Origin of the sequence: Collinsella sp. AF15-51 (genome assembly GCF_003462845.1) — a bacterium.
GTDB lineage: Bacteria > Actinomycetota > Coriobacteriia > Coriobacteriales > Coriobacteriaceae > Collinsella.
This window is the reverse complement of record NZ_QRYG01000010.1, coordinates 20,743-47,076: the sequence shown is the minus strand read 5'-3', so window position 1 is coordinate 47,076 and position 26,334 is coordinate 20,743. Positions and strand designations below refer to the sequence as shown.

General features: G+C 60.6%; 23 protein-coding genes and 1 pseudogene. 10 read left to right on the top strand and 14 right to left on the bottom strand.

All coding sequences use genetic code 11. The features are described 5' to 3' along the window. Window positions 1-8: 8 nt before the first annotated feature. From DWW51_RS06195 to idi, 8 genes are all read right to left on the bottom strand, one after another. Complete coding sequence (locus DWW51_RS06195; protein WP_117773885.1) at window positions 9-935, bottom strand: transporter substrate-binding domain-containing protein; 927 nt, start codon at window positions 933-935, stop codon at window positions 9-11. A 324-nt stretch (window positions 936-1,259) separates the two neighbouring features. Beyond that, window positions 1,260-2,153 carry an aldose 1-epimerase family protein gene (locus DWW51_RS06190; protein WP_117773884.1) on the bottom strand — a complete coding sequence of 298 codons (894 nt, stop codon included), beginning with the start codon at window positions 2,151-2,153 and terminating at the stop codon, window positions 1,260-1,262. 79 nt (window positions 2,154-2,232) lie between these two features. Further along, window positions 2,233-3,102 carry a hypothetical protein gene (locus tag DWW51_RS06185; protein ID WP_117773883.1) on the bottom strand — a complete coding sequence of 290 codons (870 nt, stop codon included), beginning with the start codon at window positions 3,100-3,102 and terminating at the stop codon, window positions 2,233-2,235. Window positions 3,103-3,276: 174 nt separating this feature from the next. Beyond that, the gene (locus tag DWW51_RS06180; RefSeq protein WP_117773882.1) at window positions 3,277-4,140 is read right to left on the bottom strand and encodes a MerR family transcriptional regulator; all 864 of its coding nucleotides are present in this window, start codon (window positions 4,138-4,140) and stop codon (window positions 3,277-3,279) included. Window positions 4,141-4,220: 80 nt separating this feature from the next. After that, window positions 4,221-4,799, bottom strand: a complete 579-nt coding sequence (locus tag DWW51_RS06175) for a UbiX family flavin prenyltransferase (RefSeq protein WP_117773881.1) — start codon at window positions 4,797-4,799, stop codon at window positions 4,221-4,223. 33 nt (window positions 4,800-4,832) lie between these two features. Further along, a complete protein-coding gene (locus DWW51_RS06170; RefSeq protein WP_117773880.1) occupies window positions 4,833-6,320 on the bottom strand; it encodes a UbiD family decarboxylase in 1,488 nt (495 codons plus the stop codon). A gap of 143 nt (window positions 6,321-6,463) precedes the next feature. Next, complete coding sequence (locus DWW51_RS06165; protein WP_197032194.1) at window positions 6,464-7,921, bottom strand: SLC13 family permease; 1,458 nt, start codon at window positions 7,919-7,921, stop codon at window positions 6,464-6,466. A 243-nt stretch (window positions 7,922-8,164) separates the two neighbouring features. Continuing rightward, a complete protein-coding gene (gene idi / locus DWW51_RS06160; RefSeq protein WP_197032193.1) occupies window positions 8,165-9,106 on the bottom strand; it encodes an isopentenyl-diphosphate Delta-isomerase in 942 nt (313 codons plus the stop codon). Window positions 9,107-9,273: 167 nt separating this feature from the next. Between idi and DWW51_RS06155 the strand changes: the two genes are divergently transcribed. Both DWW51_RS06155 and DWW51_RS06150 read left to right on the top strand, forming a co-directional pair. Beyond that, the gene (locus DWW51_RS06155) at window positions 9,274-10,509 is read left to right on the top strand and encodes an MFS transporter (RefSeq protein WP_231501593.1); all 1,236 of its coding nucleotides are present in this window, start codon (window positions 9,274-9,276) and stop codon (window positions 10,507-10,509) included. Between the two features lie 51 nt (window positions 10,510-10,560). Next, window positions 10,561-11,007 (top strand): annotated as a pseudogene (locus DWW51_RS06150) (low molecular weight protein-tyrosine-phosphatase). A gap of 212 nt (window positions 11,008-11,219) precedes the next feature. On the opposite strand, the gene DWW51_RS06145 reads toward DWW51_RS06150, so the two are convergent. From DWW51_RS06145 to DWW51_RS06135, 3 genes are all read right to left on the bottom strand, one after another. Next, window positions 11,220-12,581, bottom strand: a complete 1,362-nt coding sequence (locus DWW51_RS06145; protein ID WP_117773878.1) for an ATP-binding protein — start codon at window positions 12,579-12,581, stop codon at window positions 11,220-11,222. Between the two features lie 274 nt (window positions 12,582-12,855). Next, window positions 12,856-13,185 (bottom strand): TIGR04076 family protein, encoded by a 330-nt coding sequence (locus tag DWW51_RS06140; RefSeq protein ID WP_197032192.1) that lies wholly within the window; start codon window positions 13,183-13,185, stop codon window positions 12,856-12,858. Next, on the bottom strand, window positions 13,178-14,002 hold the full coding sequence (locus DWW51_RS06135) for a PfkB family carbohydrate kinase (RefSeq protein WP_117773877.1): 825 nt from the start codon (window positions 14,000-14,002) through the stop codon (window positions 13,178-13,180). Before DWW51_RS06135 ends, DWW51_RS06140 begins: the two co-directional genes overlap by 8 nt. Before the next feature lie 326 nt (window positions 14,003-14,328). Here DWW51_RS06135 and DWW51_RS06130 point away from each other — a divergent pair, with 326 nt between their 5' ends. The 5 genes from DWW51_RS06130 (at window position 14,329) to DWW51_RS06110 (ending at window position 19,401) form a co-directional block, all read left to right on the top strand. Further along, on the top strand, window positions 14,329-14,832 hold the full coding sequence (locus DWW51_RS06130) for a MarR family winged helix-turn-helix transcriptional regulator (RefSeq protein WP_117773876.1): 504 nt from the start codon (window positions 14,329-14,331) through the stop codon (window positions 14,830-14,832). Beyond that, window positions 14,825-16,639, top strand: coding sequence for an ABC transporter ATP-binding protein (locus DWW51_RS06125; RefSeq protein WP_117773875.1), 1,815 nt, complete (start codon window positions 14,825-14,827; stop codon window positions 16,637-16,639). The genes DWW51_RS06130 and DWW51_RS06125 overlap by 8 nt, the downstream gene beginning before the upstream one ends. Continuing rightward, complete coding sequence (locus DWW51_RS06120; RefSeq protein ID WP_117773874.1) at window positions 16,632-18,551, top strand: ABC transporter ATP-binding protein; 1,920 nt, start codon at window positions 16,632-16,634, stop codon at window positions 18,549-18,551. The genes DWW51_RS06125 and DWW51_RS06120 overlap by 8 nt, the downstream gene beginning before the upstream one ends. Window positions 18,552-18,830: 279 nt before the next feature. After that, window positions 18,831-19,094 carry a prevent-host-death protein gene (locus DWW51_RS06115; RefSeq protein ID WP_117773873.1) on the top strand — a complete coding sequence of 88 codons (264 nt, stop codon included), beginning with the start codon at window positions 18,831-18,833 and terminating at the stop codon, window positions 19,092-19,094. Continuing rightward, window positions 19,087-19,401, top strand: coding sequence for a type II toxin-antitoxin system RelE/ParE family toxin (locus DWW51_RS06110; RefSeq protein ID WP_197032191.1), 315 nt, complete (start codon window positions 19,087-19,089; stop codon window positions 19,399-19,401). Before DWW51_RS06115 ends, DWW51_RS06110 begins: the two co-directional genes overlap by 8 nt. A gap of 229 nt (window positions 19,402-19,630) precedes the next feature. Here DWW51_RS06110 and tnpA read toward each other — a convergent pair whose 3' ends face one another. The 3 genes from tnpA to DWW51_RS06095 all read right to left on the bottom strand — a co-directional run bounded on the left by tnpA (window position 19,631) and on the right by DWW51_RS06095 (window position 22,648). Next, the gene (tnpA, locus tag DWW51_RS06105) at window positions 19,631-20,101 is read right to left on the bottom strand and encodes an IS200/IS605 family transposase (protein ID WP_117773871.1); all 471 of its coding nucleotides are present in this window, start codon (window positions 20,099-20,101) and stop codon (window positions 19,631-19,633) included. Window positions 20,102-20,370: 269 nt separating this feature from the next. After that, on the bottom strand, window positions 20,371-21,324 hold the full coding sequence (locus tag DWW51_RS06100; protein WP_117773870.1) for a hypothetical protein: 954 nt from the start codon (window positions 21,322-21,324) through the stop codon (window positions 20,371-20,373). A gap of 445 nt (window positions 21,325-21,769) precedes the next feature. Then, window positions 21,770-22,648: a LysR family transcriptional regulator gene (locus DWW51_RS06095; RefSeq protein ID WP_231501592.1), complete on the bottom strand. Its 879-nt coding sequence runs from the start codon at window positions 22,646-22,648 to the stop codon at window positions 21,770-21,772. A 233-nt stretch (window positions 22,649-22,881) separates the two neighbouring features. Between DWW51_RS06095 and DWW51_RS06090 the strand changes: the two genes are divergently transcribed. From DWW51_RS06090 to DWW51_RS06080, 3 genes are all read left to right on the top strand, one after another. Further along, on the top strand, window positions 22,882-23,763 hold the full coding sequence (locus DWW51_RS06090) for an SDR family NAD(P)-dependent oxidoreductase (RefSeq protein ID WP_117773868.1): 882 nt from the start codon (window positions 22,882-22,884) through the stop codon (window positions 23,761-23,763). A 65-nt stretch (window positions 23,764-23,828) separates the two neighbouring features. Continuing rightward, entirely contained in the window at window positions 23,829-25,085 is a 1,257-nt protein-coding gene (locus tag DWW51_RS06085) for an MFS transporter (protein ID WP_117655362.1), read from the top strand. Window positions 25,086-25,153: 68 nt separating this feature from the next. Further along, window positions 25,154-26,194, top strand: coding sequence for a Gfo/Idh/MocA family protein (locus DWW51_RS06080; protein WP_117773867.1), 1,041 nt, complete (start codon window positions 25,154-25,156; stop codon window positions 26,192-26,194). Window positions 26,195-26,334: the final 140 nt, after the last annotated feature.

The window sequence follows — 26,334 nt, the reverse complement described above, 5'->3', positions numbered from 1 at the left end:
CTGCCTCCCTATGCCGGCTGACGGTCGAGGCACGCGTCCCACATTTGGTCGCGCTCCTCTTGGCTAATGCCCTTGAGTGTCTTGTCGATGAGCTTAAGCAGTTTGTCCGAGCCCTTGCGGCAACCGACATTTGCCGTGACCTCCTGCTTAAAGCCCTCGCCCTCGGCAAAGTGGATGGGGACGATACCGGGATTTTGGGCCATATAGCCCTTTTCGTTCTCCGTGTTGTAGGTCACGGCGTCGCACGTGCCCTGCAGCAGATTCGAGAACACCGTGGGGACCGAATCGACCGGATTTTTGTGAACGACGCCCGGGATCTCGTCGATGACGGTATCGAGCATGGTGTCCTTTTGGCCGAGCACCGTGGCACCGCTGAAGTCGCTGAGCTTGGTCGCGTTTTGGTAGGGCGAGCCCTCTTTTACGAACAGGCCAAAGTAGCCGATAAAGTACGGGTCGGAAAAACCGACGGACTCCTCGCGCTCGGGCGTGGCGCTCATGCCGGCGATGATGAGGTCAATCTGGCCGTTGTTGAGCGAGTCGATAAGGCCCGAGAAGCTCTGCTTGACGGCAACGGGCTCGCCGCCGAGAGCCTTGCAGACGATCTTGGCGATCTGCACGTCGTAGCCATCGGCATAGGCGCCCTGCACGTTGTCGATGGGGATCGTGAACTCGCTGGCCTCGGAAACCTGCCAGTTGTACGGGGCGTAGGCCGCCTCCATGCCGATACGGATCTTGTCCTTGCCGATCACGGAATCGGACAGGTCGTCGCGACCGCCGCCCGTGGTGGGCTGGACCACCTTGAGCGTGGACGGGCGCTGGCAGCCGGCAAGCACGCCGGCGACGACGGAAGCGCTCGCAGCGAGGGCGCTACCCAAGAAGATGCGACGACTGCACACCGGCTGGGCCTGCGCGTCGCGCTGTAGTCGAGGTTGCATCTGATGCCTTCCCTATGTCGTTTTGCTGACAATAAGACAGGATATACGTCAACAACCAGCAGCGCGGCATGTGCGCGAAAAATTAATAGACACACGAGGACGATTGGCACAAAGTAACCTGTCCCCCATGCACCAAACCCTTGACGGAAGCGGCGACGCCGATGTTTTGACAATGCCAGCGAGCGCCACACAGAGCGAACAAGTTGGCATGAAAAAGGCAAGGCATAGACCGTCTGGTCATGCCGTGCCTTTTGAATGGCAAATTGTCGCTCTGGGTGGCGCGCAGCGTCGACCGGTCCGTCGTTCGTTAGAACGGCGGAACCTCTAGAGCAGGGTAACGCTAAAGGAGCGCTTGTCGGTGGCGCCGGGGGCCAAGACGATGGTGTTGACCTTGTGCTCAAAGACGTCGTCCTCGGTGTCCATGGTGGTGTGGCCGGTCCAGGGCTCGAGCGCCACAAACGGAGCGTCGTTGGCGGCAGACCACACGCCGATGTACTTAAAGCCCTCAAAGTCGATCTTGACGCCGTGGCCCGACTTGCGACCGCGCAGCGTGAGCGAGGAGCCCGGGGTATCGGTGAACATGATGGCGTCGTTATCGAAGCTGCGGTGCGTGATGGGCAGCACGTCCGAGTTATCGGGCGCCTTGTAGCTACCCTCGAACGTCATAAGGCCATCGGGCGTGATGACGGGGGCCTCGTTAGTCCAAGCCTCGGTAAACGCCAGCTCGTAATCCTCGAACGCCTCGTCCTCGGCACCAGGGGCGGGCACGTTAAATGCGGGATGGCCGCCCACCGAGAACGGCAGGTCCACGTCGCCGGTGTTGGTGACGGCAAAGGTCTGCATGAGGGTGGCGTCGCCGGTCAGGGTATAGGTCATGTTGAGCTTAAAGTGGAACGGGAAGGCCTTGAGCGACTCGGGCGTGTCGGTGATCTCGTAAGTTACGGACGAACCGTCCTCCGAAACCTCGACCAGCTTATGCTCGACGATGCGCGCGAGGCCGTGGCGCGGCATCTCGCAGGTGCCAGCCGCAGACGTCGCCGTGTTGTTGCGCAGTGAGCCCACGATGGGGAACAGAATGGGCGCGTGCTTGCCCCAAAAGGCCGGGTCGCCCTGCCACAGATACTCGTTGCCGTTGAGGGCAAGGCTCGTGAGCTGGGCACCCATGGAATCGATGGCCGCGGTGAGGCCGCCGCGCTTGATGGTAGTGACGGTGGACATGCTACTTCCTCCAAAAGTAAACAACAGTGTCGAGGGCTATTGTCCCACTCTTGGCGGCGGGGTTGAGCGACAGGTGCAGTTATTGAGCAATAGCGTAAAGGTCAAACCCGCCCTGCGGCGTGCTATCGACCGTATCGGGCGCCTGTGAATTAAAACTCACCGGAACCATGCGCTTTGAGGCACGGTAACGCGTGCCGTCGGTGGCGACGGGCGGCTCATCGACCGTGAGCTCGTAGTCGCCGGGCTTGAGCTCGATGCCGTCACCTTCGGAATTGACGTATTGATACTCGTCGATTGCTTGTCCCTTGAGTGTGCGGCCCACGATATGGACAAGCATTTGGCTATCACCGCGCGCGGTATCCCACGTCGCGCCGTCCTTAACCTCGACCGACACATGCACCGAGCGCGTACGGCTGAGCGATTGCTCGACAGACATCTCGACCTTGGCGGCGTCTTTGCGCTGTTGCTCCACGTGACTCCAGACATTTCCGATCGCCGAGCAAGCGATGACGCCGGCCATAAAGGCGATGAGAATGGGGCCGAGCGGAGAGCGACGGCCCGCGTCTTCCTCGCGAGCCAGGTTGGGGCGATGGGTGGGGGCGGGCGCCTGGGCACCCTGCGCGGGCACGTCGAGTATGCTGAAGGATGCCGTGCTGCCGGGGTCGATGGTATGGCGCGGCTGTGGGGTCTTTGCCGGCGAGATCGACATATCAGCCGGCTCGCCGAGCGTGGCCGTGGCATCGGCCTTCGCCTCGTCGGCCTCGGCCTGGGCCCAGGCCTGTTCAAAGGTCAGGGAATCGGCGGCATCGGAGGCGGCGTCAGGCTCGACAGCAGCATCGTTGCCGGTCTCGTCCTCGTCGCTCGACACGTCACGCGGCGCGGGCTCGTCCAACTCCTCGTCCGGAGCCTCGCCCTCGCTATACCACCATTCAAAGTTATCGATATCCATACGGGGCGCCCCTTAGGCCTCGCAAATAAAACACTTGCTAGCCTTATACCCCCAGACGGCGCTGGAGCTCGCCGGCACAGACAGGAAAACCGTCACAACATTCGACGCTTTTCCTCGTTTTCGAGATTTTCATCGAATGTTGTGATGGTTTGGGCGGCAGTCCCCTTGTCACATCTAGAGGGCGACGGGGATTTGGATGCAGCAGAAGTCCTCTTGGTGGGACTCGTCGTAGCTCGTGGTGTCCAAGTAGCAAAAATCGAAAGCGTTGCCGATGGGCTGGAGCGCATGTTTGTCCATGCAGGCGACGATGGCGCGGATACCCTCGGGCTCGTACGGCATGCCCCAGCGGCTCATGCATAGATACGTGCCCTCGGGCAGCACCTCGACGCCAATCTCTGTCAGCTCGGCAGGATCGCTCGGCAGCGTTTCCTCGGCACCGCGCGGCAGCACGGCAAAGGAGCCGGCGCCGGCGACGGGGTCGTCGGAATGCAGCGCCTCGCGACGCAGCATGGCGCCCCAGCCGCGCATGGGACGCGTGCCCGTCAGCGCACGCATGCGCAGGATTGCCCGCATGAGCGTGGGGTGAAGCATCGAGCGGCCGCGCTCTATATCGCCCGGAAACTCCTCAAAGACCACGTAGCGACGCTCGAATTGCTTGAGCTCCGGCTTGCCCTCGCGCTCGCGCCAGTAAACCGCCTCGTCGTAAAAGCTTAGACGCTCCTGTACGCTCGCGCGCTCGGCTTTGAGCTCAGCGATCTGTTCATCGAGCGCCTGCACCCGCGAGCGCAGGTGATCGGTCATCTCGCCAATGTCGAACGTCGAGGTCAGACGGTCGATCTCGTCGAGCTCAAGCCCCAGGTCGCGCAACATGCAGATCAGACGCATAAGCGGGATCTGCGTGGGCGAATAGAAACGGTAGCCCTTCTCGTTAACCACGGCGGGCTTAAACAGACCGATCTTGTCGTAGTAGATGAGCGTTTGACGCGAAACGTTAAACAGGCTCGCCATCTCGCTAATCGCATACATGCCCGTCTGCATGGGTCCTCCCGACACACCAAAGCCCGCCGCCCACAGGGGCAGCGGGCTCAAACACTACTCGTATCCTACCCTAAAAGCGCCTATGACCAGCGCTTATAGTTTTCGCACGACACGCCAACGGCCTCGAGCGCCTTGGCAGCGATGTGATGCACCGCATCGTCGAGCGTTGCGGGGCCGTTGTAAAACGTGAGCATGGGCGGCATAAGCATGACGCCCGGCACGCGTGCCAGGCGCGCCATGTTGTCGACATGGATCGCACTGAAGGGCGTCTCGCGCACCATAAGCACCAGGCGGCGCTGCTCTTTCATTTGCACGTCGGCCGCACGCAGCAACAGATTTTCGCTGTAGCCGCTCGCGATGCCGGCGAGCGTCTTCATGGAGCAGGGCGCCACGATCATGCCGTCGACCGGATAGGTACCGCTTGCGATGGCGGCGCCGATGTTCTTGTTGTCGTAGACCACATCGGCGTGCGCGGCAAACTCGTCGAGTGTCATGCCAAGCTCCTGCTCGATGGTGATCTCTCCCCCGCGCGTGACGACAAGCGCCGACTCAGCACCGGCCCGGCGCAGGCATTTGAGGCACTCAAGGCCCAGCGCGGCACCGCTGGCGCCAGACACGCCAACGACGATGCGGCGGGGACGGACAGAAGACTCAGGCATGACAACTCCTTAACCACTTGGTAGGGCTACTTACTAGAAAGCAATCTCCTTGGCCCACTTGTCCTTGTCGATCTCCATGAACTGCGAGCGGATGAAGTTCTTCTTAAGGTCGAACGGAACCGTGCAGTCGAAGATGGCCTTGCAGGCGATGCCGTGCTCGCGGATCGTGGGGTCGAACGCGGGGTCGTTGGACGGATCGAGCACGTGGCAGTGGCAGCCGGGGATGGTGATGAGGTCCACGTCGGCCTGGAAGCGCGTGGTCATGGCCCACATCACGTCGCTCATATCGAAGATGTCGACGTCCTCGTCAACAAGGATGACGTGCTTGAGCTCGGAGAATGCCGAGAAGGCGAGCATGGCGGCGTTGCGCTGACGGCCCTCGTCATTTTTGCTCGACTTCTTGAACTGCATGATGGCAACGAACTTGCCGCCGCCGCAGGGAGCAGCGTGGACGTTGAGCAGGCGACCCGGGATAGCGGTCTCGACCATCTTGTAGATGGAAGCCTCGGTGGGGATACCGGCCATGGAAACGTGCTCGTGCGAAGGGCCGATGCAGCTCTCCATGATGGGATTGACGCGCGTGGTGACGGCGGTGATCTTGATCACCGGGCAGACCTTGGCGCCGCCGGTGTAGCCGGGGAACTCGGGCATGGCGTAGCCGTGGCCGTTGACATCCTCGTTGATGGTCTCGTCGTGCATGAGGTAGCCCTCGAGCACGTACTCGGCATTGGCGATGCACTTCTGCGGAACGGTGACGCAGTCGGCAAGCTCGACGGCGTGGCCGCGCAGGGCGCCGGCGATCTGCAGCTCGTTGAAGCCGAGCGGCGTGGTGGGAGCCTCGAAGCCGCAGCACATGTACACGGCGGGATCCAGGCCGATGGAAATGGAGATGGGCATGTCCTCGCCGCGCTGGCAGTACTCGTCAAAGAACGCGCCCAGGTGACGGCTGCCCGGGGTGATCCACATGGCAAGCTTGTCCTTGTCGACGCAGGAGAAGCGATGGATGGTCACGTCGGACTGGGAGCCGTCGGGGCTCGTGCCGTAGGCGAGGCCCATGGTGATGTAGGGGCCGCCGTCGACGGGCGTGTTGGTGGGAGCGGGAACGATCCTGCGCAGGTCAAAGCCCTCGTCGGTCGCCTTGTACACGACCTCCTGACAGTCGACGTGCGCACCCTCGGCGATCTGCTCGGGCGCGATCAAGTTCTCGAAGCGCTTGCCGATCTCGAGGCCCAGGTGCTCCTCGTCCAGGTCGAGCAGGGCGGCAACGCGTTTGCGGCTGGCAAGCATGCCGATGCAGACCTTAGCATCGTCAAAGCCCTTGACGTTGTTGAAGACCATCGCCGGACCCTCTTTGGTCGGACGCATAACGGTGCCGCCGGCGCCGACGTGACGATAGACACCCGAGACCTCGGCGTCCGGGTCGACCTGGGTGTCGGTCTCGAGCAGCTGGCCCGGCATCTCGCGCAAAAAGTCGAGTGCGGAGCGCAGGTCGTGGATCTGGGAAGCATCGGTAGTGGACATAGCGTGCTCCTTTCGGGAGAGTGCCCGGCGGCGGAAGTGCCGCCGGGCTGGGGAACATAGTGGGGCCACGGCGCTCATAGATAGAGCGCTCGGCCACTCGCAGCTCAAGCGTTCGGCTGCTTACAGCCCAAGCGCTCGACCGCTTACATCAGGCCAAAGAGGTGGAACCAGGCCGCCTCGACCAGCACGACGATAAAGACGACCGCGGTGAGGGGAATGCCCATGCGCATGGCCTCTTTGGAGGTGTAGCCGCCAGCGTCCTTGCCCTCGCCGATAAGGATCGGCAGGTTATGGAACGGCAGGATGTAGTGGATGTTGATAGACGTGAAGACGATGAGTGCCACGGCAAGCGGGCTCACGCTGGAGCCGGCCGCGAAGCTGATGAACGCCGGCACGCACACGCCGAGCACGGCCATGACCGAGCCCATGAACATGTGGATGACCATGGAGAGCGCGGCGACAAGCAGAGCGAACAGGAAGATGTTCTCGGGCACGGAGCTGGGAAGCACGACATCGGCGATCCAGGCGTTCATGCCGGTGGCACCGCCCACGGAACCCACGGCCATGGCGGCCGTCAGGAACATGAGGGACTTGATGTCGACAGCATTCCAGCTGGCGGGAGTGAGAACCTCGCCGATGATGGGCATGGCGAGGCAGACGCCGATGGCAAGCGTCACCCAGCCGATGTAATCGCCCGAGACGGTGAGCCACAGCGCGATGGCGATGACAAGCCACACGATGGTGCGGATCTCCTTGACGGAGAGCTTGCCGAGCGCGGCCTGCTTGGCCACGATCTGCTCGCGATCGTAGACGAGCTCCCTGCTGGGCTTAAAGAGGAAGAGGCCCAGGAACAGGGTGCACAGTAGCGCGACCAGCATAGGCACGCTCATGTACAGGAACCAATCGACGAACGACGGGCTCATGCCGCCGGCCTCGGCGCTGTACTGCGCAACGAGCGGGTTGAGCGTGGAGTCGCCCGTCAGGAAGAACATGGAGCCCGGGGCGGCAGCGGCAAACACGAGAAAGCCGAGCTTGCCGCGGTCGTCGTCACCGTAGCCGGCGGACTCGGCGATGACCGAGACGACGGCGAGAATGAGGAAGGCGCGGGGGAACGGATGCGGGATCAGCAGCGACAGCACAAAGGTGAGCGCGAAGATCGAGATGATGAGCGACTTGGCGTCGCGCACGAACTTGAGCATGAACGCATAGGCGATGCGCTCGCCCAGGCCCGACTCCTTGACCGCGCTGGCGATGAGGTAGGCGCCGATGACGAGCCACATGGTGGCTTTGGTCCACGAGCTAAACGTGGAGGCGACCGTCGCCGAGATACTCGCGGCGCCCGTGTCGTCCACGCACACCTTAAACAGAACGAGCAGTGAGCAGTAGAGCAGGCCTACAAAGCCCGGTTGTGCCACGCCACACGCCCAGAACACCACCGTGGCGAGCGTCAGCGCCAGACAGGTCTGACCGCCGACCGTGAGCTCGACCGTCGAGCTCAGCTCCGCCAAAGGAAGAAACTTCACCAGCAAAAAGACAACGATACCCAGCACAAAGCCAATTTCGCGCTTGGTGATCTTAAACGCCTTCTTTTCCGCTTCCATCTCCCCACCTTTCTTGTTGGGGGCGCTCCGGATTCGCAGCCACGTTGCCGCTTAAAAAGGGGCGCCCGTTATCGGACACCCCTTACGTTGCGCTGTGTTGCGGCAATACAGTCAAGCGGATTTTTTGGATGAGAAGCGATCCCCTGGACAAAAACCGTCACAACATTCGACGCTTTTCCTCGATTTCGAGATTTTCATCGAATGTTGTGACGGTTTGGATATGGCAAAGGAACTGTACCTTTATCACATGGCGAGGGCCGTACGGATGGATGGGTCGCCGAGAGCCTCGCGGAGCCAGGGGACCAGCTGCTCGGGGTGACCCTGCAGGTAGCCTTTGAGCTCGGACGGAGCCACGCGGCGCACTTCCGAGATCTCCTCTTGGTTGACATGCAGCTCGCCCGGCTCAACATGGGCTGCGAACACCTCGCACCACTCGCACTCGCAGCGGCCGTCGCCGTGGTCCTCGCGGTACACCACGTGTCCGAGGTACTTGAGCTGATCGGGATCGCGCGTAATGCCAAGCTCTTCGTTGATGCGACGCGCCGTGGCGGCCGCGACGTCTTCCCCGGGGAGCGGATGGCCGGCGCAGCTATCGGCCAGCACCCCGCCCCACAGACGCTTGAGCGGACTGCGGCGACAGAGCAGCAGGCGCGCGTCTTCGCCCTGGCCCTCGACCAACAGCGTCAGAAATGCCTGATGCAGGACGCCCTCGCCGGTATGGGCCTCGATGCGGTCGACGTGGCCGAGTGCCTCGCCGGTCGCGGCATCGACCGCCACGACCTCGGCGCCTGCGCCGCCCTCATCCCAGCCGGCGCGCAGAATGCGGGCTGCAGCTTCCTCGAGCGCGGCGATGAGCTCCTTGGTGGTATCGAGCATGCGCCGCAAGTCGTCCGCGGTCGCGTTCTCCACATGAAAACCCGTGCTTGCAACGACCGGCACGCCAAAGCGCGTGGCCAACGCCGCCGCGATATCGTGCGCCGGGATCTCGTCTCGATGGCACGGAACGGCCAGGATGCTCACCGTTGCCGTGCGCCCGGGCTCGGGGCGCGGAATGGCCTGAGCCGTGGCGCCCAGGTGAGCAAACTCCGGCGAGCAGGCGTACACCGCCATGCCTCGCGGCGTCACCGTCAGCTGGGCCTCGAGCGCAAACCTGCCCTCGCCCACTGCAACCTTTGTCGTATGCATACCCATGGGATCTCCTGTCGCCCGCAATGTACCTGAGACCATCTTCGCCTGTATTGCGACTATACAGGCAAGCACAGCCTGCGACAAAGGGGGCAGGCACCTGACACATTCTGTTAGAGTTGCAGGGATTGAATCCCGCTTATTCATGTGACATTGGAGTGACAACCTTGACCGCCGCAACCACGTCTAAAAGTAAGTCAACCGCCGCCGCGCTCTCCCCCGCGCGCACCAAGCTCTGCCTGGCGCTGCTCGTGCTGTTGGGATTCTCGCTCGGCTGCTCAGAGTTCGTGGTCATCGGCATCGAAAGCGACTTGGCAACGGAACTCGGCATATCACTTGCCACTGCAGGCCAGCTCATCAGCGTGTTCGCGCTCGTCTACGCCATCGCCACGCCGGCGCTTGCGCTCAGCACGGGGCGATTCCGCCGCTACCAGCTGCTCGTGTGCTACAGCATCGTCTTTGTACTCGGCAACCTGGTCATGGCGTTGGCGCCCAACTTCCAGGTACTGTTTATCTCGCGCATTGTCCTGGGCTCTGTCTCGGGCGCGCTGCTCGCCGTGGGCGTGACGTACATCCCAGAGCTGCTGTCCCCGCAGCAAACTTCGCTTGCCATCTCGGTGGTATATGGTGCGTTTTCCGTGGCAATGGTCTTTGTCACTTCGATCGGCAAGTTTGTGGCCGACACGCTCGATTGGCACGTGGCCATGTACGGTACGCTGACCTTTGCCGTTTTGATCTGCGGAGCGCTCGTGGCGTTTATGCCGCGCGCCGGACAGACCGACGAACCCGCTACCTTCCGCGAGCAGGCGGGTCTGCTACGCGAACCGAGCATCATCACCGGCATGCTTATCTTTTTGTTTGGCGTGGGCTCGGTCTATGTATTCTACGGCTACGTTACGCCTTATCTTGAGCAGGTGCTGGGTATGGGCACTGTTCAGGCGAGCACCACGCTTATGGCCTACGGCGTGTTCTGCCTGATCTCGAACATCCTGGGCGGATGGATCGATGCGCGCTTTGGCATGAAGGCGCTGCTTGTGACGTTTGTGCTGCAGGCTGCGGCGTTACTCGGGCTGTTTGCCGTGGGCAGCACCATGCCGCTCGCGCTGGTCTTTGTCTTTAGCTTGGCGCTGCTCATGTACCTGTTCTCGGTGTCATGCATCACGCACTTTATGGACGTGGCGCGCAGCCGCCATCCCAAATCGATGGTACTCGCGAGCTCGGTAGAACCCATGGCGTTTAACGTCGGCATTTCGTTTGGCACCGCAATGGGCGGCGCCGTGGTGAGCAGCGTTGGCATTGCCTACGTTGGCGCGGTTGGTGCCGCGTTCTCGCTTGTGGCCTGGGCGCTTACGCTGGTGACGATTAAGCTGGCTCGCTGGGAGCGCAAGCGGGCGAGGGCGTAAGCGCAGATGCGATACTCGAGCTCGATGATGGCGATCGAAAGGAAACCGCATATGCAACGTGTACTGTTTATCTGCCATGGGAACATCTGTCGCTCGACGATGGCTGAGTCGGTGTTTACTGAGCTGGTGCGCCGTGCCGGGCGCGCGGGCGAGTTTGTCATCGATTCCGCAGCGACCTCAACTGAGGAGATTGGCACCCCGCCGCACCACGGTACCGTTGCCAAGCTACGCGAGGCCGGAATTCCCATCGTCGCACATCGCGCACGTCAGGTGCGTCGCGCGGAGTATGGCGACTAGGATCGCATTGTCTATATGGATGCCGAGAACGCGCGTGGCCTGCGTCGCATCTTTGGCGACGACCCCGACGGCAAGATTACGCGCTTGCTCGATTGGACCGAGCGCCCCGGCGACGTGGCCGATCCCTGGTACACCGGCAACTTCGATGCCACCTACCGCGACGTGCTCGACGGTTGCATCGCTATGCTCAAGCAGCTGTAGGCAAGCGAGCTCGCGAGGTGCGCCATTGGCATAAAACGAGCGTGGATTATCTCCCGCATACAAATTGAGCGTGGATTTTCTCCCACTTTGAGCGCGAAATAGCTCCAAAAACGGGAGATAATCCACGCTCGATATTTCGACGGCAGAAAATCCTCGCTCGATACTCACCGACGAGCTCAATGTGACAAAGGGACTGTCCATTTGTCACATTCCTAGACAGGTTTGACCTCCAGCTTTATCCCCTCGACACGGGAGTCGCCCAAAACATCCGGAAGGGTCCAAGTCGCATACAGAGGCAGATAGAGAACGCCCCCGTCACGCTCAACGTTGCCTCTCGAGAAAACAATCCCGCGCTTTACGCCATACTCGGCCGTTTCTAGCACATGGTTCAACGCGGCGTGCGCATGGTAATACGTCCCCAATTTAACCTCGATGGGCACAGCCGTCCCATCCGGGCCGTCAATCACGAAATCGACCTCGCCCCGTTTCTTGGTCTGGTAGTAATACAGCCCTCTTCCCTGGGCAGCCAGCTGCTGAGCCACCACGTTTTCGTACACGCCGCCGAGGTTGGGCTCCTTGCTGTCGAGGTACGCCGCCTGGGCGACCCCGATAGGATAACGGGCCATCAGCATCCCGATATCGGACTGGTACAGCTTGAACTGGGACGCCCGTGCCGTCTTAAGCAGTGGGGACTTGGGCTCGGTCACGATGTCGGTCTTGAGAGCGACGCCGGCATCGACAAGCCAGACAAAATCTCGCTGGTATTTCTCGTAATGCGCCTTGGGATCTATGGAGTTGAGCACGAAACGCTTGTTCTCGCCCTCCAGCATGACAGGAAGCTGGTCGAAGATACTCTGCACCTGGAGCGCGCGCCCGTTCGCGTATTTCGAGATATCCCGACGGTATTGCCCGTTCAGCTCGGACTGGAGCTGGCGGACAGATGCCAGATCACCCTGCGTGTCGAGGAAGCGCTGCACGATCTCCGGCATACCGCCGACGACGATATAGGTCCTGAAGTTTGCCATCATTGCGTCGTGAATATAACCAGGAACCGGCGTCTCGTTGCGGCACGCATCGCAAATCGAGCGCCGCGCCTCTTCGCTCACCCCGATTGCCCAGCTGAACTCCTCAAAATCCAGCGGGAACATCCTGAGCTCATGGACGTACCCCACGGGATAAGACCTGACGCCCTTGAATTGGGTCCCAAGCATGGACCCCGAGAATGCCCAGCGACAACGGCCGTCCTCGACAAGGAACTTGGCCATCGTCATGATGTCCGGCGCCTCCTGCACCTCGTCGATAAACACGAGGGTCTCGCCCGGCGCTATCGACTTTCCCGAGAGAAGCGTCACCCTGCTAATGAAATCATCGGCATCTCGCGCCTCGAGGAGAGCGTCCCTTGCCTGGCGATTTTCCATGAGGTTGAGCTCGATGTAGGTTGCGTAGTTCGACTTACCGAACTCGCGAATCGAGTAGCTCTTGCCGATTTGGCGAGAACCCGTGACGAGCAGCGCCTTTCGTTCGATGAATCTCTGCCAACGATTAAGCTCGTCTGCGATTTTCCTGCGCAACATAAGCTCTCCCTTCGCCACGATAAATGAAATTCAGAAATTTATATCGACTATTATCAATGAAATGCAGAAATTTTTAGTACCGAAATTGGATGAAATGCAGAAATTTGACCTTACTCGCATACAGAATATAGACGAGAGCGCCTAAGCATAAGCGAGCTCATGATTCCCATATACAAATCGAGCGTGGATTTTCTCCCACTTTGAGCGTTCAATCGCGCCCAAAACGGGAGAAAATCCACGCTCAATGTTTCAATGGGAGAAAATCCTCGCTCGGCTACTCGTCGACGATCTCGGCGAGCCAGACGTTTAACGTATCGACCTCGGGGCAGCAGAACTTTGCCGTACCAGGCTCGTTGCCAGGTACGGTTCCGCCATAGCGCAGGATATCGATATAGGGAAAGCCCACATGGCAGGCCATGGCGCACATCTTGCCGCGGTCTCGGTCAAAGTCAAAGACGTCGCCCGGCTTGTGACCATGGTGGCAGCGGCACGTCCCCAGCTGGTCCACGCAGCTCACGCGGATACGCGGCCGCTTGCCACGCGGCGCGCCGAGCGGCCTGTTCTCGCCCGCAGGCTTGACGCCGCCCTCGCCAGCGTTACTCATGGTCAATCACATCCAGGCAGGCCTCGATGGGAAGGCCGGCCGACTTGTCCTCTTGGTCGGCATTGCGCTCGATAAGCTCAGCCACCACACGCATGGCATCGGACGTCGCGCGCTGCAGACTCCAACCTGCCATAACGCGGCCCATGAGCACCGCCGAGAACGTATCGCCCGTGCCCGGGAAATAGACCGGAATGAGCTCAAAGGGAATCGTGAAGTACTCCCCCGCCACATGGTCGTAACCGATAACCGCGTTCGTGCCATTTACCACGGCGCTCGTAATGACCACCGACTTGGCACCCAGCTCGCGCACGGCGTCCACAAGGGCGCGGGCCTCATCGGGCGTGATCTGCTCTGCAATAGGCGTATCGGCGAGCAGACAGGCCTCGGTGTAGTTGGGCACCGCGTAGTCTGCGCACTCCAGCAGGTGCCGCATAAGGCCAATCGTGGACTCGGGCACACCGGCATAGAGCTTGCCGTTGTCGCCCATGATGGGATCGACGAACACCTTGGTGCCCTTTTGCGCGCGGCGGTGGCAAAAGTCCGAGATGATACGCGTCTCTTCCTCGGTCACGATAAAGCCGGTCGAGATGGCGTCGAACTCAAAGCCGAGCTCCTCCCAGATGGCGAGGCTCTGGCGCACGTACTCGGTGGTGTCGTGGATGTAGAACTTGGGATAGTTGAGCGTATCGGACACAAGTGCCGTCGGCAGGTTATGGATACGGTAGCCCATGTGCGACAGCACCGGCAGCATGGCGGAAAGCGCGACCTTGCCGTAGCCGCACATATCGTTAATCAGCAGCAGCTGAGTATTCTTCATGAGGGTCTCCCTTGTTTCGGGCGCGGCGCGGCAGCGCCACAGTGCGACTAAGTGTAGCGCAGGGGACGTTGTGAACGGGCGCTGGCACCGCAGAGGACGAATTGTTGCGGAAAGGTTACGGGAAGGAGGAAGTTAGTCGTTGGGGACGTTCTTAAATGACTAGTCGACACAAGGAGTGTCCCCAAATGCCGGCACATAAGGAACGTCCCTAAGTGCCGCTCGAACATAATAAGTTTGGTACCTTGACATTTATTTACCGTGCTCCTAAATTGGTTAGGCACAAAACAATTCAACTACCTAACTAAAGAAAGGAGCGAAGCTTAGATATGTGTGTTGAACCACTCGTCCTTCCGCATGAGCCCAGCGGTGACCCGTCGCAACCGGTAGACATACCCGAAGCGGTCAGCGCCGAAGACAAACTCGCCAAGCGCATCCTGAGCGGCCTGGGCTTTTGCGGCCATTACATGCATTTTCATGGCGGAGGCGTGTCCGGCAAGGCGCCCATCATCTGCCTGCTGGCCAAGCAACCCGGCGGCGAGATGTCGCAGCAGGAACTCGGCATGCACTTTGACCTCAAGCCGGGGTCGCTTTCCGAGATCCTGTCCAAGCTCGAGCTCAACGGCCTCATCGAGCGCAGCCGTAACCCCAAGGATCGACGGCAGCTCACCATTCGCCTGACCGAAACCGGCCGGGAAAACGCCCGCATCGACCAGGCGGCCCGCATTCGCTTTAGAGAGCAGGCCTTTAGCGCGCTCACCCATGACGAGCGCGAGGACCTCGCCGAAATGCTCGATAAAATCCGCGTAACCTGGGAGGAACTGGATGATTAAAACCCTCATGGGCAGCATCCGCGACTATATGAAAGTCACCGTTGCCACGCCGTTGCTCGTGCTTGGCGAGGTGCTCTGCGAGATGCTGATTCCATTTATCACCGCCAACCTGATCGACGCCATCAAAGACGGCGCCACCGTAGCCGAGATGCTTCCCACCGCGGGCCTTTTGGTGCTCATCGCGCTGACATCGCTTGCTTTTGGCGCCGCGGCAGGCGTCACCTGCAGCCATGCGAGCTGCGGCTTCGCCAAGAACCTGCGTCACGACCTGTTCTACAAAATCCAGACGTTCAGCTTTGCCAACATCGATGAGTTCTCGAGCTCCTCGCTCGTCACGCGCCTGACCACCGACATCAACAACGTGCAGCAGGCCTTTATGATGATCATCCGTATCGCCGTGCGCGCGCCGCTGGTATTGATCTTCGCCTTTACCATGGCATTTATCATGGGCGGCAGCGTTGCCATGGTCTACCTGGTCATCATTCCGCTGCTGGGCTTTGGGCTGTTCTTTATCATCTTTAAGGTGCGCCCCATCTTCTCGCGCGTGTTCCACAAGTACGATGCCCTTAACGAGTCCGTCGAGGAAAACGTCACCGGCATGCGCGTGGTTAAGAGCTACGTACGCGAAGACTTTGAGAAGGAGAAGTTCGCGGCCGCCGCGCGCGATGTCCAGACGGACTTCACCCGCGCCGAGAAGCTGCTCGCCTTTAACAACCCCATGATGAACATCTGCGTCAACGGCGCGTTTGTCGTCATCATCTACCTGGGCTCCAAGCTCATCATCACGAGCCAGGGCACGCTGTTCGACGTGGGCCAGCTCTCCTCGACCTTTACCTATGGTTTCCAGATTCTCATGAGCCTGATGCAGCTGTCGATGATCTTTGTCATGGTGACCATGGCCGACGAATCGGCACACCGCATTGCCGAGGTGCTGGCCGCCGAGCCCACGATCGCCGATCCCGCCGAGCCCGTGCTCGAGGTTGCCGACGGTTCCATCGACTTTGACCACGTGAGTTTTAAGTATTCCAAGCATGCGAAGCGCCAGGCGCTCGACGATATCGACCTGCACATTACGAGCGGCGAGACCATCGGCATCATCGGCGGCACCGGCTCGGCCAAGTCCACGCTCGTTAACCTCATCGCCCGCCTGTACGACACCACCGAAGGCGCTGTGCGCGTGGGCGGCGTGGACGTGCGCGACTACGACCTGGACGCGCTGCGTCACCAGGTCGCCATGGTGCTGCAGAAAAACGTGCTGTTTAGCGGCACCATCGCCGAGAACCTGCGTTGGGGCGACCCGAACGCCACCGACGAGGAAGTCCGCGAGGCAGCGCATCTGGCCTGCGCCGACGAGTTTGTCGACGGTTTCCCCAAGGGCTACGACACCTGGATCGAACAGGGCGGCTCTAATGTTTCGGGCGGTCAGAAGCAGCGCCTGTGCATTGCACGCGCCCTGCTGCGTCGCCCCAAGATCTTGATCCTGGACGACTCCACCAGCGCCGTCGACACCAAGACCGACGCAAAGATCCGCGCAGGACTGGCAAGCTATCTGCCCAACACGACCAAGCTCATCATCGCCCAGCGCATCAGCTCCGTGCAGGACGCAGACCGTATCATCGTCATGGAGGGCGGCCGTATCGCGCAGATCGGCAACCATGACGAGCTGCTTAAGACAAGCGAGATCTACCGCGAGACCTTCACCTCGCAAAACAAGATGAGCGCCGAGGGCGAAGGGGCCGTCGAGGCCGACACCGAGGCATCCGCAACGCAAGCTCAGACTCAGGAAGGAGGCGAGGCCCATGAGTAAGGCAACGACCGCCGAGCGCGCGCTCAACCGCAAGGGCGGCACCATGTCGCGCCTCATCAAGACGCTCTTTGGCTTCTATCCCGTGCTTTTGCCCCTCGTCGTCGCCGGCGTGGTGCTCTGCGCCATCATCAACTCCATCGGCGCGACCTTCCTGCAGAGCGCCCTGCAAATTATTGGCGAATCGTGGCAGTCGGGCGATTGGGAAGCCGCGCAGCCCAAGATCGCACAGCTCGTGACCACCCTCGCCTGCATCTACGGCGTCGGCGTCCTGTCCTCGCTCTTCTGGAACCGCGCCATGGCTATCGTCACGCAGGGCTCGCTGGAGAAGCTGCGCGAGATGATGTTCAACCGCATGCAGGACCTGCCGATCCGCTACTTCGACACGCACCAGCGCGGCGATGTCATGAGCCACTACACCAACGACATCGACACGCTGCGTCAGATGATCAGCCAGTCGCTGCCCAACCTGCTCATGACGATCATCATCATCGTCACGGTGTTCTTTATCATGCTGTACTACAGCGTGTGGATGTGCCTGGTCATCATCGCCGGCGTCGCCTTTATGACCTTTATGACCAAGCTGCTCGGCTCCAACTCCGCGCGCTTCTTCATTGCGCAGCAGACCGAGCTCGGCGTGGTCGAGGGCCATATCGAGGAGGTCATGAACGGCCAGAAGGTCGTCAAGGCGTTCTGCCACGAGTCTGCCGCCGAGGCCGATTTTGACGAGCGCAACGAAAAGCTCTTCGAGGTCTCCCAGAAGGCCAACATGTACGCCAACATCCTCATGCCCATCCTTATGAACCTGGGCAACCTGCTCTACGTGCTGGTCGCACTGGCGGGCGGCATTTTCCTGGCGCTGGGCGCGCCCAACCTGAGCATCTCGGGCATGGCGCTGTCCATCGCCGTCGTGGTGCCGTTCCTCAACATGACCAAGCAGTTCTGCGGACAGATCGGCCAGATCTCGCAGCAGATCAACGCCGTGGTCATGGGCCTCGCCGGCGCCGACCGCATCTTTGAGCTCATCGACGAGAAGCCCGAGGCCGACGAAGGCTACGTGACGCTCGTCAACGCACAGGTGAACCCCGAAACCTGGGAGCTCGAGGAGGCCGACCACCACACCGGCATGTGGGCATGGAAACATCCGCACCGCGCAACCGGCGAGATCGAGTACGTGCCGCTGCGCGGCGACCTGGTCATGGACAACGTCGACTTTGGCTACACGCCCGACCACGAGGTGCTGCACGGCGTGTCCGTGTTTGCCAAGCCGGGCCAGAAGGTCGCGTTTGTCGGCGCCACCGGTGCCGGCAAGACGACCATCACCAACCTCATCAACCGCTTCTATGACATTGCCGACGGCAAGATTCGCTACGACGGCATCAACGTCAATAAGATCCGCAAGGCCGATCTGCGCCGCTCGCTGGGCGTCGTGCTGCAGGACGTGAACCTGTTCACCGGCACCGTGATGGATAACATCCGCTACGGCAACCTGGATGCGACCGACGAGGAGTGCATCGCGGCGGCCAAGCTCGCGGGCGCGGACGACTTTATCACCCGCCTGCCCGACGGCTACGACACCATGCTTACCGGCAACGGTGCCCAGCTGTCGCAAGGCCAGCGTCAGCTGATTTCGATCGCGCGCGCCGCCGTCGCCGATCCGCCGGCAATGATTCTGGACGAGGCCACGAGCTCCATCGACACCCGCACCGAGGCTATCGTGCAGGCGGGCATGGACAAGCTCATGGAGGGCCGCACGACGTTTGTCATCGCGCACCGCTTGTCCACCGTGCGCAATTCCGACGCGATCATCTGCCTGGACCACGGCCGCATTATCGAGCGCGGCAACCACGACGAGCTGATCGCTAAGCGCGGGTATTACTACCAGCTGTATACCGGTGCGTTTGAGCTGGAGTAGGCAGGTTTGTTCCACGGGGGTCTCCCAGGCGGGCCGGGGTGTAACCTCCGTGCTCAAACATTCTCGCTTCGCTGCGAAACTGCGCGCGGAGGTTACACCCCGGCCCGCCTGGGAGACCCCCTGCACGCAATCGCCCGTCATTTAAAACGAAATCAAAGTTGGTGAGCCCCTGGCCAGTTGGCCAGGGGCTCGTTTTGTGTGGGGGTGTTTTGGCTGGCGGGTGCTGCATATTATTCGTATAATTTATCGTAAGTTCCCGTACATCGATTGGAGCCTTATATGCCTGCCATTAAACCTGTTTCCGATTTGCGCAATTACAACGAGGTGCTCTCCGATGTCCACGAGGGTTCCCCGGTGTTTCTGACCAAAAATGGGCACGGTTGCTACGCTGTGCTCGACATGAAAGATTACGACCGATTTTGCGCCATTAGCACACTGATGTCCGAGCTTGAGCGCGGACGCAGCTCGGGTGATGAGAGCGGATGGGTCTCGTCGGACAACGTCGCCGAGCACTTCCGCCGCAAGGCCGCAAGCCATGCATAGCTTCGAGGTCGTCTACTCTCCGCTGGCTCTGCAAGATCTCGACGACATCTGGGACTTTATTGCCGTCGAAAAGGACAATCCCGCAGCAGCGGAGAGAATCGTAGAGGGCATCCTCGCTCGGATAGACCTGCTCTCCAGCTTCCCGGAGTCGGGCACGCCACTTTCATCGATCCATCCCCTACGCTCCGATTACCGGTTCGTGATCTGTGACAATTATCTCGCGTTTTACCGCTATTACCAGAAGGTCTATATCGACCGCGTCCTCCACAGAAAGCGCGATTACCTGCAGATATTGCTTGCCAAATAAAATGATAGCTAATTTGGGACGCTCTCTGAGTGTAGCCGTCAACAGTGGACGCAGCAAAGGAACGCCCCTTTGTCATGCAAAGTCTTTGGAAATCAAAACCACCCCTAAAAGGGGTGGTTTGCTCTTAGGGTATAACCCTTGGATTTCCGGCACGCGTCTAAAGGCGCCGGCCCTCACGGGGTTCGGGCCGCACTGCAGGTTGACCCGTGACGGGCCGGTCAAACCGGCGCTATTTGCGCCCCGGTCCCCTATCGAAGGGGTCCTCGTGCTCCTTGACGCTCAGCCGGTCGAGCGCGATGTCGGCCTTCTCCTGCTCCCGGATGTACTTCGCGATCGTCGCCTCGTTCAGGCCGACGGTGGAAACGTAGTAGCCCTCGGCCCAGAACTTCCTGTTGCCGAACTTGTACTTCATGTTCGCGTGCCTGTCGAATACCATCAGCGAGCTCTTCCCCTTCAGGTAGCCCATCACGCTGGACACGCTGTACTTCGGCGGTATCGCCAGCAGCATGTGGACGTGGCCGGGCATCAGGTGCCCCTCGATGACCTCTATCCCCTTGTACTGGCAGAGCTTCCTGAAGATCTCCCCAAGGTCGGACCTTATTTGGTTGTAGATGACTTTGCGCCTATACTTCGGCGTGAACACGACGTGGTACTTGCACATCCACTTCGTGTGCGACAGGCTGTAGGCCTTCTGGGCCATACGCCACCACCGCCCTCTCGACTCGGATTCCTTGCGGCCTGAACAATCGCAAGTGTCCGGCGAGGGGGCGGCTTTGTAAAGCCGGTTGCCCCCACCCGCATAGCGGGTGGTTTCTGATGCGGCGCGCTGCGCGCCCCGCACAGGCTAAAGCCTTTAAAAAATCAAAGTGCTCATTGCCTGTGTGGCAATGAGCACTAATTGACGTAGATTAAATATTAGTTCTAACGTGAAACCCTGGAGCTGCTTGAGCAAAGAGGAAATGCCTATAATCAGTCAGCTTCGACTTCATCGGAAGTTGGCTCATCAAGAACAAAAGATGCTGAGCCACCTGTTCTGGTAACTATTCCGCCAAATCCTTGATAAGTTGAGCTGTATACATCATCGCTGGTGTCGCTTTCGATGAGATTAACCTCTCGATTGACGTAGCAGCTGAGGTACGAGTTAGATATGGATTCGTACTTAGTATCGTCATCGGCTCTAAGGAGTGAATACCAGAGCTCCTTTCTGCCCCATGCTGCGGCACCTCCCCCGCTAAGGCTAAGCACCCCAGGATATCCACATGTCGGCAAGCATACTTTCTCATATTCCGTGTTGTTGCCTGTGTCGTCTGTTTGAACCTTAAGCGAATAGGATTTACCCTCTGGCTCCTTTGGCAACAACATAGATTTAAGGTCTTCAAAAAAACGCGAGAAGTAGGCATTTTCAACATTCAAGTCAGGATTATCCGCTGCCTCGGCCTTTAGGTCCTCGTAACTAGAAGAGAGCTCATCGATCACATTTTGCTTTTTGCTTTCAAATTCGTCCTGCGATATGGGCCAATGCTCTTTAGCCATCGAGAGAACTTCTTTATCCGAAAGACCTTCAAGGTCCCTAAATCGAATCACCGAAGAGCCCGTTTCGTCGTATACATTCCAACATGTAACCGTTCCGTCTCCGTAAAATTCAAAGATTGCCGTTATCGATGTGTCTTTAGCAACGCTCTCACGTCCGTCTGCATAGTCATTACCAAAAGTGAACCAAAGCCCCTTTTGTTTGAAAGCGTCGGAAGGCGTATACGTCCCCGTCGCTTCAAGCCAATCGAACTGCTCCTTATCTGATGCAGTGTTATCTGCGGAATCGATTGGCCTGTCGTTTGTTGAGCAGCCACTCAAGGGGGATAGCAGCAAACATCCTGCAGCCAATCCCATATGTTTAACGATCTGCCGTCTTGAATAGCACTGCATAGACACTCCTTTTCTACGTACGTGTAGAAGAAATGGTATCCCCCCCCCCGAAAAGACAACCGTGCTCTGCGGTGAGTTTACCGAGCGGCATCTTATATGTCCCGAGCGGCATCTTTCATGTCATTAGAAAAAGCTGTCGTGTTTTGACGGGGGGTCCTCCGGTGGGAGCTACTCCAGCTCAAACGCTCCGGTGTAGAGCTGGAGTAGCTCCCACCGGAGGCTGGGGCCACGGGGTATAACCTCCGTGCTCAAACATTCTCGCTTCGCTGCGCAACTGCGCGCGGAGGTTATACCCCGTGGCCCCAGCCTCCTGCGCTGCTCCGCTCGAAACGTAAAACTGAAGGTGAAGCATGTAAGGTCTCGGCCTTATGGCCGGGACCTCATTTGTTTGCTGAGATTTTTCTAGGACAGCGAGAGTAGTTAAAAAAGCCCCGCGCGAAATGAGCTAGTTGAGGAGTTGAGCCATGGCGTTGACGAATTTTTGTACTTGGAGGGTGGGCTCGAGCGGGTAGTGCAAAAAGACCGGCACCTCGCGGCCGCACAGGAACGGTACGCCCACAAAGGCCGGGTGCACGCCCGACCACGCTCCGCAGGTGAGCACCGCGTCGCCCTTTTCCTCCGCCTCGTTAAAAAGCGCAAAGTCAAAGCTGTCCACGTCGATCACGTCCACGCCGCCGTCGGCCAAAAGATCGATACGTAGGCTGTCCATGGCGTCGTTGCCGTGACGAAGCACGCGCAGGCGCATACCCTCCAGGTCGGCAACCGTGATGCGCGTCTTGCGCGCGAGTCGGCTTGTGCGCGGCACGTCGATATAAAACGGCACGGTAACGATGCGAAGCTTTTGGCAGGCGTCTCCCCAGCGCGGGGTCGAAAAACTCGACTGCACCACGTCGACCTCGCGTCCCAGACTGCGCATAACGGTCTCGTGCTCATCGTAAAGGTCCCCCACCGGCACAATCTCAAAACGCAAACGCGGTTCCATGTCGTGCAGCTGCGGCCATAGCGCGAGTGTATGGCGCCCCGGGCACATCATCGACACACCCAGGCGCACGGCGCCGCCATCGCCCGCCGCGCGTCGGGCACGACGCAGTGCGTCCTCGGACTGGCGCATGATCGAGCGCGCGTCGTCCACCAGCAGAGCACCCGCCGGCGTCACCTTGACGCCCGAATGCGAGCGCTCGAACAGCGTGATGCCGAACTCGGCCTCGAAGCCCGAAACCTGCTTGACGAGTGCCGGCGTCGACACGCGCAGCTTTGCCGCGGCACGCGAGAAACTTCCCAGCTCCGCGGCGGCCGAAATAGCGTCAAGTCGTCGATCGTACACGTCAATCTCCCGTTTTCGCACGCGCGGGCCCACAGCACCGCAGGGGGTCGTTTTCGCAGGTCACGCGCTCAATTGAGAACAAACCTCAATGTACAGTGTAAACCTACGGTTAACGTCATTCTAACAAATATGCAATTCACCTGCGCAAATTCAAAGCATACGATAACCAGCGAAAACCACGTGGGCCGATTAATGGGAGCGGCCCATAGGGAGGCACAAGAAGGGAAGTTCCTATGAGCAACTGGCTTAAGCTCGAGGGCGATGTCTGCGCCGTGACCGGCGCGCTCGGCGGCATGGGCGTCGAGATCTGCCGCGAGTTCGCCCGCAACGGCGCCAACGTCGTCCTGCTCGATCTGAACGAGGAGAAGGTCAAGGCCGCTGCCGCCGACCTTGCTGCCGAGTTTGGCATCCACGCCGAGGGCTACAAGATGAACGCCACCGACGAGGCCGAGGTTCAGGCCGCTGTCGATGCCACCATCGCCGACTTCGGCCGCGTCGACGTCCTCGTCAACACTGCCGGCATCCTGCGCTTCGCAGCCATGGAAGACCTGCCGCTGAGTGACTGGAACGAGGTCCTCAACGTCAACCTCACCGGCTACTTCATCACCTCGCAGCGCTTTGGTCGCGAGATGATCAAGGCCGGCCAGGGTCGCCTGGTGCACATCTCGACCGTTGCCAGCCACTCCCCCGAGACGTTCTCGGGCGTGTACAGCTCCACCAAGGCGGGCGTCAACATGATGTCCAAGATGCTGGCTGCCGAGTGGGGTCCCTACGGCGTCCGCTCCAACTGCGTCGAGCCCTGCTTCGTTAAGACCCCGATGTCGGCGAGCTTTTACGCCGACCCCGAGGTCGAGAAGAGCCGCAGCCGCCTGATCGCCACGCGCCGCATCGGCGAGGTCAGCGATATCGCCAACGCCGTCATGTTCCTGGCGTCCAAGCGCTCGGACTTTACCACCGGCGACGCCATCAAGGTCGATGGCGGTTTCTCCAATATGATGGGCGACCTCACCGCTAAGCCCGGCGGCCGTCGCGCATACGCCGACAACTACCTTAAGAACAAGGGTGTCGAGCTTTGGTCCGACGAGTCCGGCGTCGCAAAGCCGACTGACCAGTAAACCAGCCCGACAGGGAGGCTCGCGGTGACGCCCGCCCCTCCCCAGCATCGATTAGAAAGAGTCCAATGGCTTCCACCAACTCCAACAAGGGTCGCGCCGTCGTGCTTTCCGCCGCGTGCGTCACCATGTTCTTCATCAGCTCCATCGCGCTGTATTCCGTCGTGAGCAAGAACCTGCTTGCCGTCTACCCCGAGTGGTCCAGCGCACTTACCTGGGCTTTCCCGGTCTTCCAGACCATCATGGCCGTGACGGGCATCTTCGCCGGCCGCATCTCCGATAAGATCGGCCCGCGCAACGTCGTGATCGCTGCCGCCGTGTGCTACGGCGTGGGCTGGTTCATGTCCGGCACCGTCACCGAGCCGTGGCAGTTCTACCTGTGGTTCTCGCTCGTCGCCGCCATCGGCAACGGCCTGGGCTACAACCCCGCGCTCACCACCGGCCAAAAGTGGTTCATCGACAAAAAGGGCCTCGCCTCCGGCATCACCCTGGCCGCTTCGACCGCCGGCCCCGCTGTGCTGTCCCCGGTGCTCGCCTCGCTGCTCATCCCGAGTCTGGGCATCTTTGGCGCCCTCAAGGCACTCGGCGTCATCTTCTTTGTGACGATCGCCGCCTCCGCCCTGTTCCTGAAGGCCCCCGAGGCCGGCTGGCTGCCCGAGGGCTTCGAGGCCCCCAAGGGCGGTGCGCACGCCGGCACCTTCGGCGACCTCACCCCAGGCGAGATGGTCAAGACCCCGCGCTTCTGGGTCCTCATCGTCACCTTCGCCTTTGCCGCCACCGCGGGCACCCTGCTCGTGGGCAAGGTTGCCTCCATCGCCGCCGTCCAGCTCTTCGCCGACCCCACGAGCGCCGCGGCCGTCGCCCTCGGTGGCGTGGTGGTCTCCGTCAACACCTGCGCCAACCTGGTCGGCCGTCTGTCCTTTGGTCAGATCATCGACAAGCTCGGCGCCTACAAGTCGCTGCTCATCAGCCTTGTCGTCACCATCGTCGCACTCGTCATCATGTCGATGAGCTTTACGCAGAGCATGTTCTTTGTGGCGCTCGCCCTGCTCGGCTTTAGCTTTGGCGCCCTGCTCGTCATCTACCCGCCGCTTACCGGTGGCGCCTTTGGCACCAGCAACATCGGTGTCAACTACGGCATCATGTTCTTGGGCTATGCCGCTTCTACCTGGATCAGCCAGCCCATCACCGCCGTGCTGTATCACGCCGAGGCCGGCAGCGCTGCCTACCAGCAGTCCTTCTACGGCGCCATCGTGATCGCCGCCATCGCCGTCGTGCTCACCGTCTACATGATGGTCTCCGACAGCAAGAAGAAGTCCGCCTAGTTATACCAATGTGGCAAAGGGACAGTCCCTTTGCCACATTCGCCAGCCACCAGCATTAAGGAGTCGAAATGTCTGAGCTCAACCCCGTCCGCATTGCCGTCATCGGCGCCGGCGCCATGGGCCGCAACCACATCCGCTTTGTCACCGAGGAGCCCGAGGCCGAGCTCGTCGCCATCGCCGACGCCTTTGAGGGCGCCCGCGCCACGGCCGAGGCCGCCGGCGTGCCGTTCTTTACCGATCCCGCCCAGATGATGGACGAGGTCAAGCCCGAGGCCGTCATCATCGCCACCCCCAACGACCTGCACCTGGGCGTTGCTCGCGAGGCCATCAAGCGCAACATCGTGCCGCTGGTCGAAAAGCCGATCTCCAACGATCTTGAGGATGCCCAGGCCTTCGCCGCCGAGGCCGAGACCGCCGGTGTGCCCGTGCTCGTGGGTCAGCACCGTCGCCACAACCCCTTCGTCAACAAGGCCAAGGAGATCATCGAGTCCGGCGAGCTGGGCAAGCTCACCGTGTCGAGCTTCCACTACATGATCTATAAGAACGACGAGTACTTCGATGTCGAGTGGCGCCGCAAGAAGGGTGCTGGCCCGATCCTGGTCAACCTGGTGCACGACGTCGACCTGCTCCGCTACCTGTTGGGCGAGCCCGTTGCCGTCCAGGGCATGCAGTCCAGCGCCGCCCGCGGTTTTGAGACCGAGGACTCCGCCGTGGTCAACGTCCGCTTTGCCGATGGCGCGCTCGCGAGCATGACCATCTCCGACGCCACCGCCAGCCCCTGGAACTGGGAGGCAACCGCTCGCGAGGATCCGCAGTACCGCCCCTTCGACGCTGACGCCTACTTTATCGGCGGAACCTTGGGCGCCCTGTCGCTGCCCCGCCTGCACCAGTTCTCCTACGACGGCGCCTCTAACTGGCACAAGCCGCTGCAGATGGAGATTCCGGCCGTCGACCCGGCGCTTCCCCACAAGATGCAGCTCAAGCACTTTGTGAAGGTCGTCCGCCGCGAGGTCGAGCCCGTCGTGACGCCGGCCGACAACGTCAAGACGCTCACGCTTCTCAACGCCGTCAAGGAGGCCGCCGAGACCGGCCAGCTCGTCGAGCTGTAACGCCTTAAGAGCGGCCGCGACAGAAACCCCATGCCGAGCCCCTCGGTCCGCCACAAATAAGCCCCTCTTCTTTGCCCCGCGAGCAGCCTCCTGCCCGCGGGGCTTTTTGCTACTTCGCTGACGATTTTTCTGAGATGGGG

What these genes read in the sequence shown, in the direction of transcription:
- DWW51_RS06190 (WP_117773884.1), bottom strand. Translation starts at nt 2,153, where the DNA reads ATGTCCACCGTCACTACCATCAAGCGCGGCGGCCTCACCGCGGCCATC.
- DWW51_RS06185 (WP_117773883.1), bottom strand. Translation starts at nt 3,102, where the DNA reads ATGGATATCGATAACTTTGAATGGTGGTATAGCGAGGGCGAGGCTCCG.
- DWW51_RS06080 (WP_117773867.1), top strand. Translation starts at nt 25,154, where the DNA reads ATGTCTGAGCTCAACCCCGTCCGCATTGCCGTCATCGGCGCCGGCGCC.
- DWW51_RS06130 (WP_117773876.1), top strand. Translation starts at nt 14,329, where the DNA reads ATGTGTGTTGAACCACTCGTCCTTCCGCATGAGCCCAGCGGTGACCCG.
- DWW51_RS06140 (WP_197032192.1), bottom strand. Translation starts at nt 13,185, where the DNA reads ATGAGTAACGCTGGCGAGGGCGGCGTCAAGCCTGCGGGCGAGAACAGG.
- DWW51_RS06180 (WP_117773882.1), bottom strand. Translation starts at nt 4,140, where the DNA reads ATGCAGACGGGCATGTATGCGATTAGCGAGATGGCGAGCCTGTTTAAC.
- DWW51_RS06135 (WP_117773877.1), bottom strand. Translation starts at nt 14,002, where the DNA reads ATGAAGAATACTCAGCTGCTGCTGATTAACGATATGTGCGGCTACGGC.
- DWW51_RS06085 (WP_117655362.1), top strand. Translation starts at nt 23,829, where the DNA reads ATGGCTTCCACCAACTCCAACAAGGGTCGCGCCGTCGTGCTTTCCGCC.
- DWW51_RS06100 (WP_117773870.1), bottom strand. Translation starts at nt 21,324, where the DNA reads ATGCAGTGCTATTCAAGACGGCAGATCGTTAAACATATGGGATTGGCT.
- idi (WP_197032193.1), bottom strand. Translation starts at nt 9,106, where the DNA reads ATGCATACGACAAAGGTTGCAGTGGGCGAGGGCAGGTTTGCGCTCGAG.
- DWW51_RS06175 (WP_117773881.1), bottom strand. Translation starts at nt 4,799, where the DNA reads ATGCCTGAGTCTTCTGTCCGTCCCCGCCGCATCGTCGTTGGCGTGTCT.
- DWW51_RS06165 (WP_197032194.1), bottom strand. Translation starts at nt 7,921, where the DNA reads ATGGAAGCGGAAAAGAAGGCGTTTAAGATCACCAAGCGCGAAATTGGC.
- DWW51_RS06115 (WP_117773873.1), top strand. Translation starts at nt 18,831, where the DNA reads ATGCCTGCCATTAAACCTGTTTCCGATTTGCGCAATTACAACGAGGTG.
- tnpA (WP_117773871.1), bottom strand. Translation starts at nt 20,101, where the DNA reads ATGGCCCAGAAGGCCTACAGCCTGTCGCACACGAAGTGGATGTGCAAG.
- DWW51_RS06120 (WP_117773874.1), top strand. Translation starts at nt 16,632, where the DNA reads ATGAGTAAGGCAACGACCGCCGAGCGCGCGCTCAACCGCAAGGGCGGC.
- DWW51_RS06125 (WP_117773875.1), top strand. Translation starts at nt 14,825, where the DNA reads ATGATTAAAACCCTCATGGGCAGCATCCGCGACTATATGAAAGTCACC.
- DWW51_RS06170 (WP_117773880.1), bottom strand. Translation starts at nt 6,320, where the DNA reads ATGTCCACTACCGATGCTTCCCAGATCCACGACCTGCGCTCCGCACTC.
- DWW51_RS06145 (WP_117773878.1), bottom strand. Translation starts at nt 12,581, where the DNA reads ATGTTGCGCAGGAAAATCGCAGACGAGCTTAATCGTTGGCAGAGATTC.
- DWW51_RS06090 (WP_117773868.1), top strand. Translation starts at nt 22,882, where the DNA reads ATGAGCAACTGGCTTAAGCTCGAGGGCGATGTCTGCGCCGTGACCGGC.
- DWW51_RS06195 (WP_117773885.1), bottom strand. Translation starts at nt 935, where the DNA reads ATGCAACCTCGACTACAGCGCGACGCGCAGGCCCAGCCGGTGTGCAGT.
- DWW51_RS06110 (WP_197032191.1), top strand. Translation starts at nt 19,087, where the DNA reads ATGCATAGCTTCGAGGTCGTCTACTCTCCGCTGGCTCTGCAAGATCTC.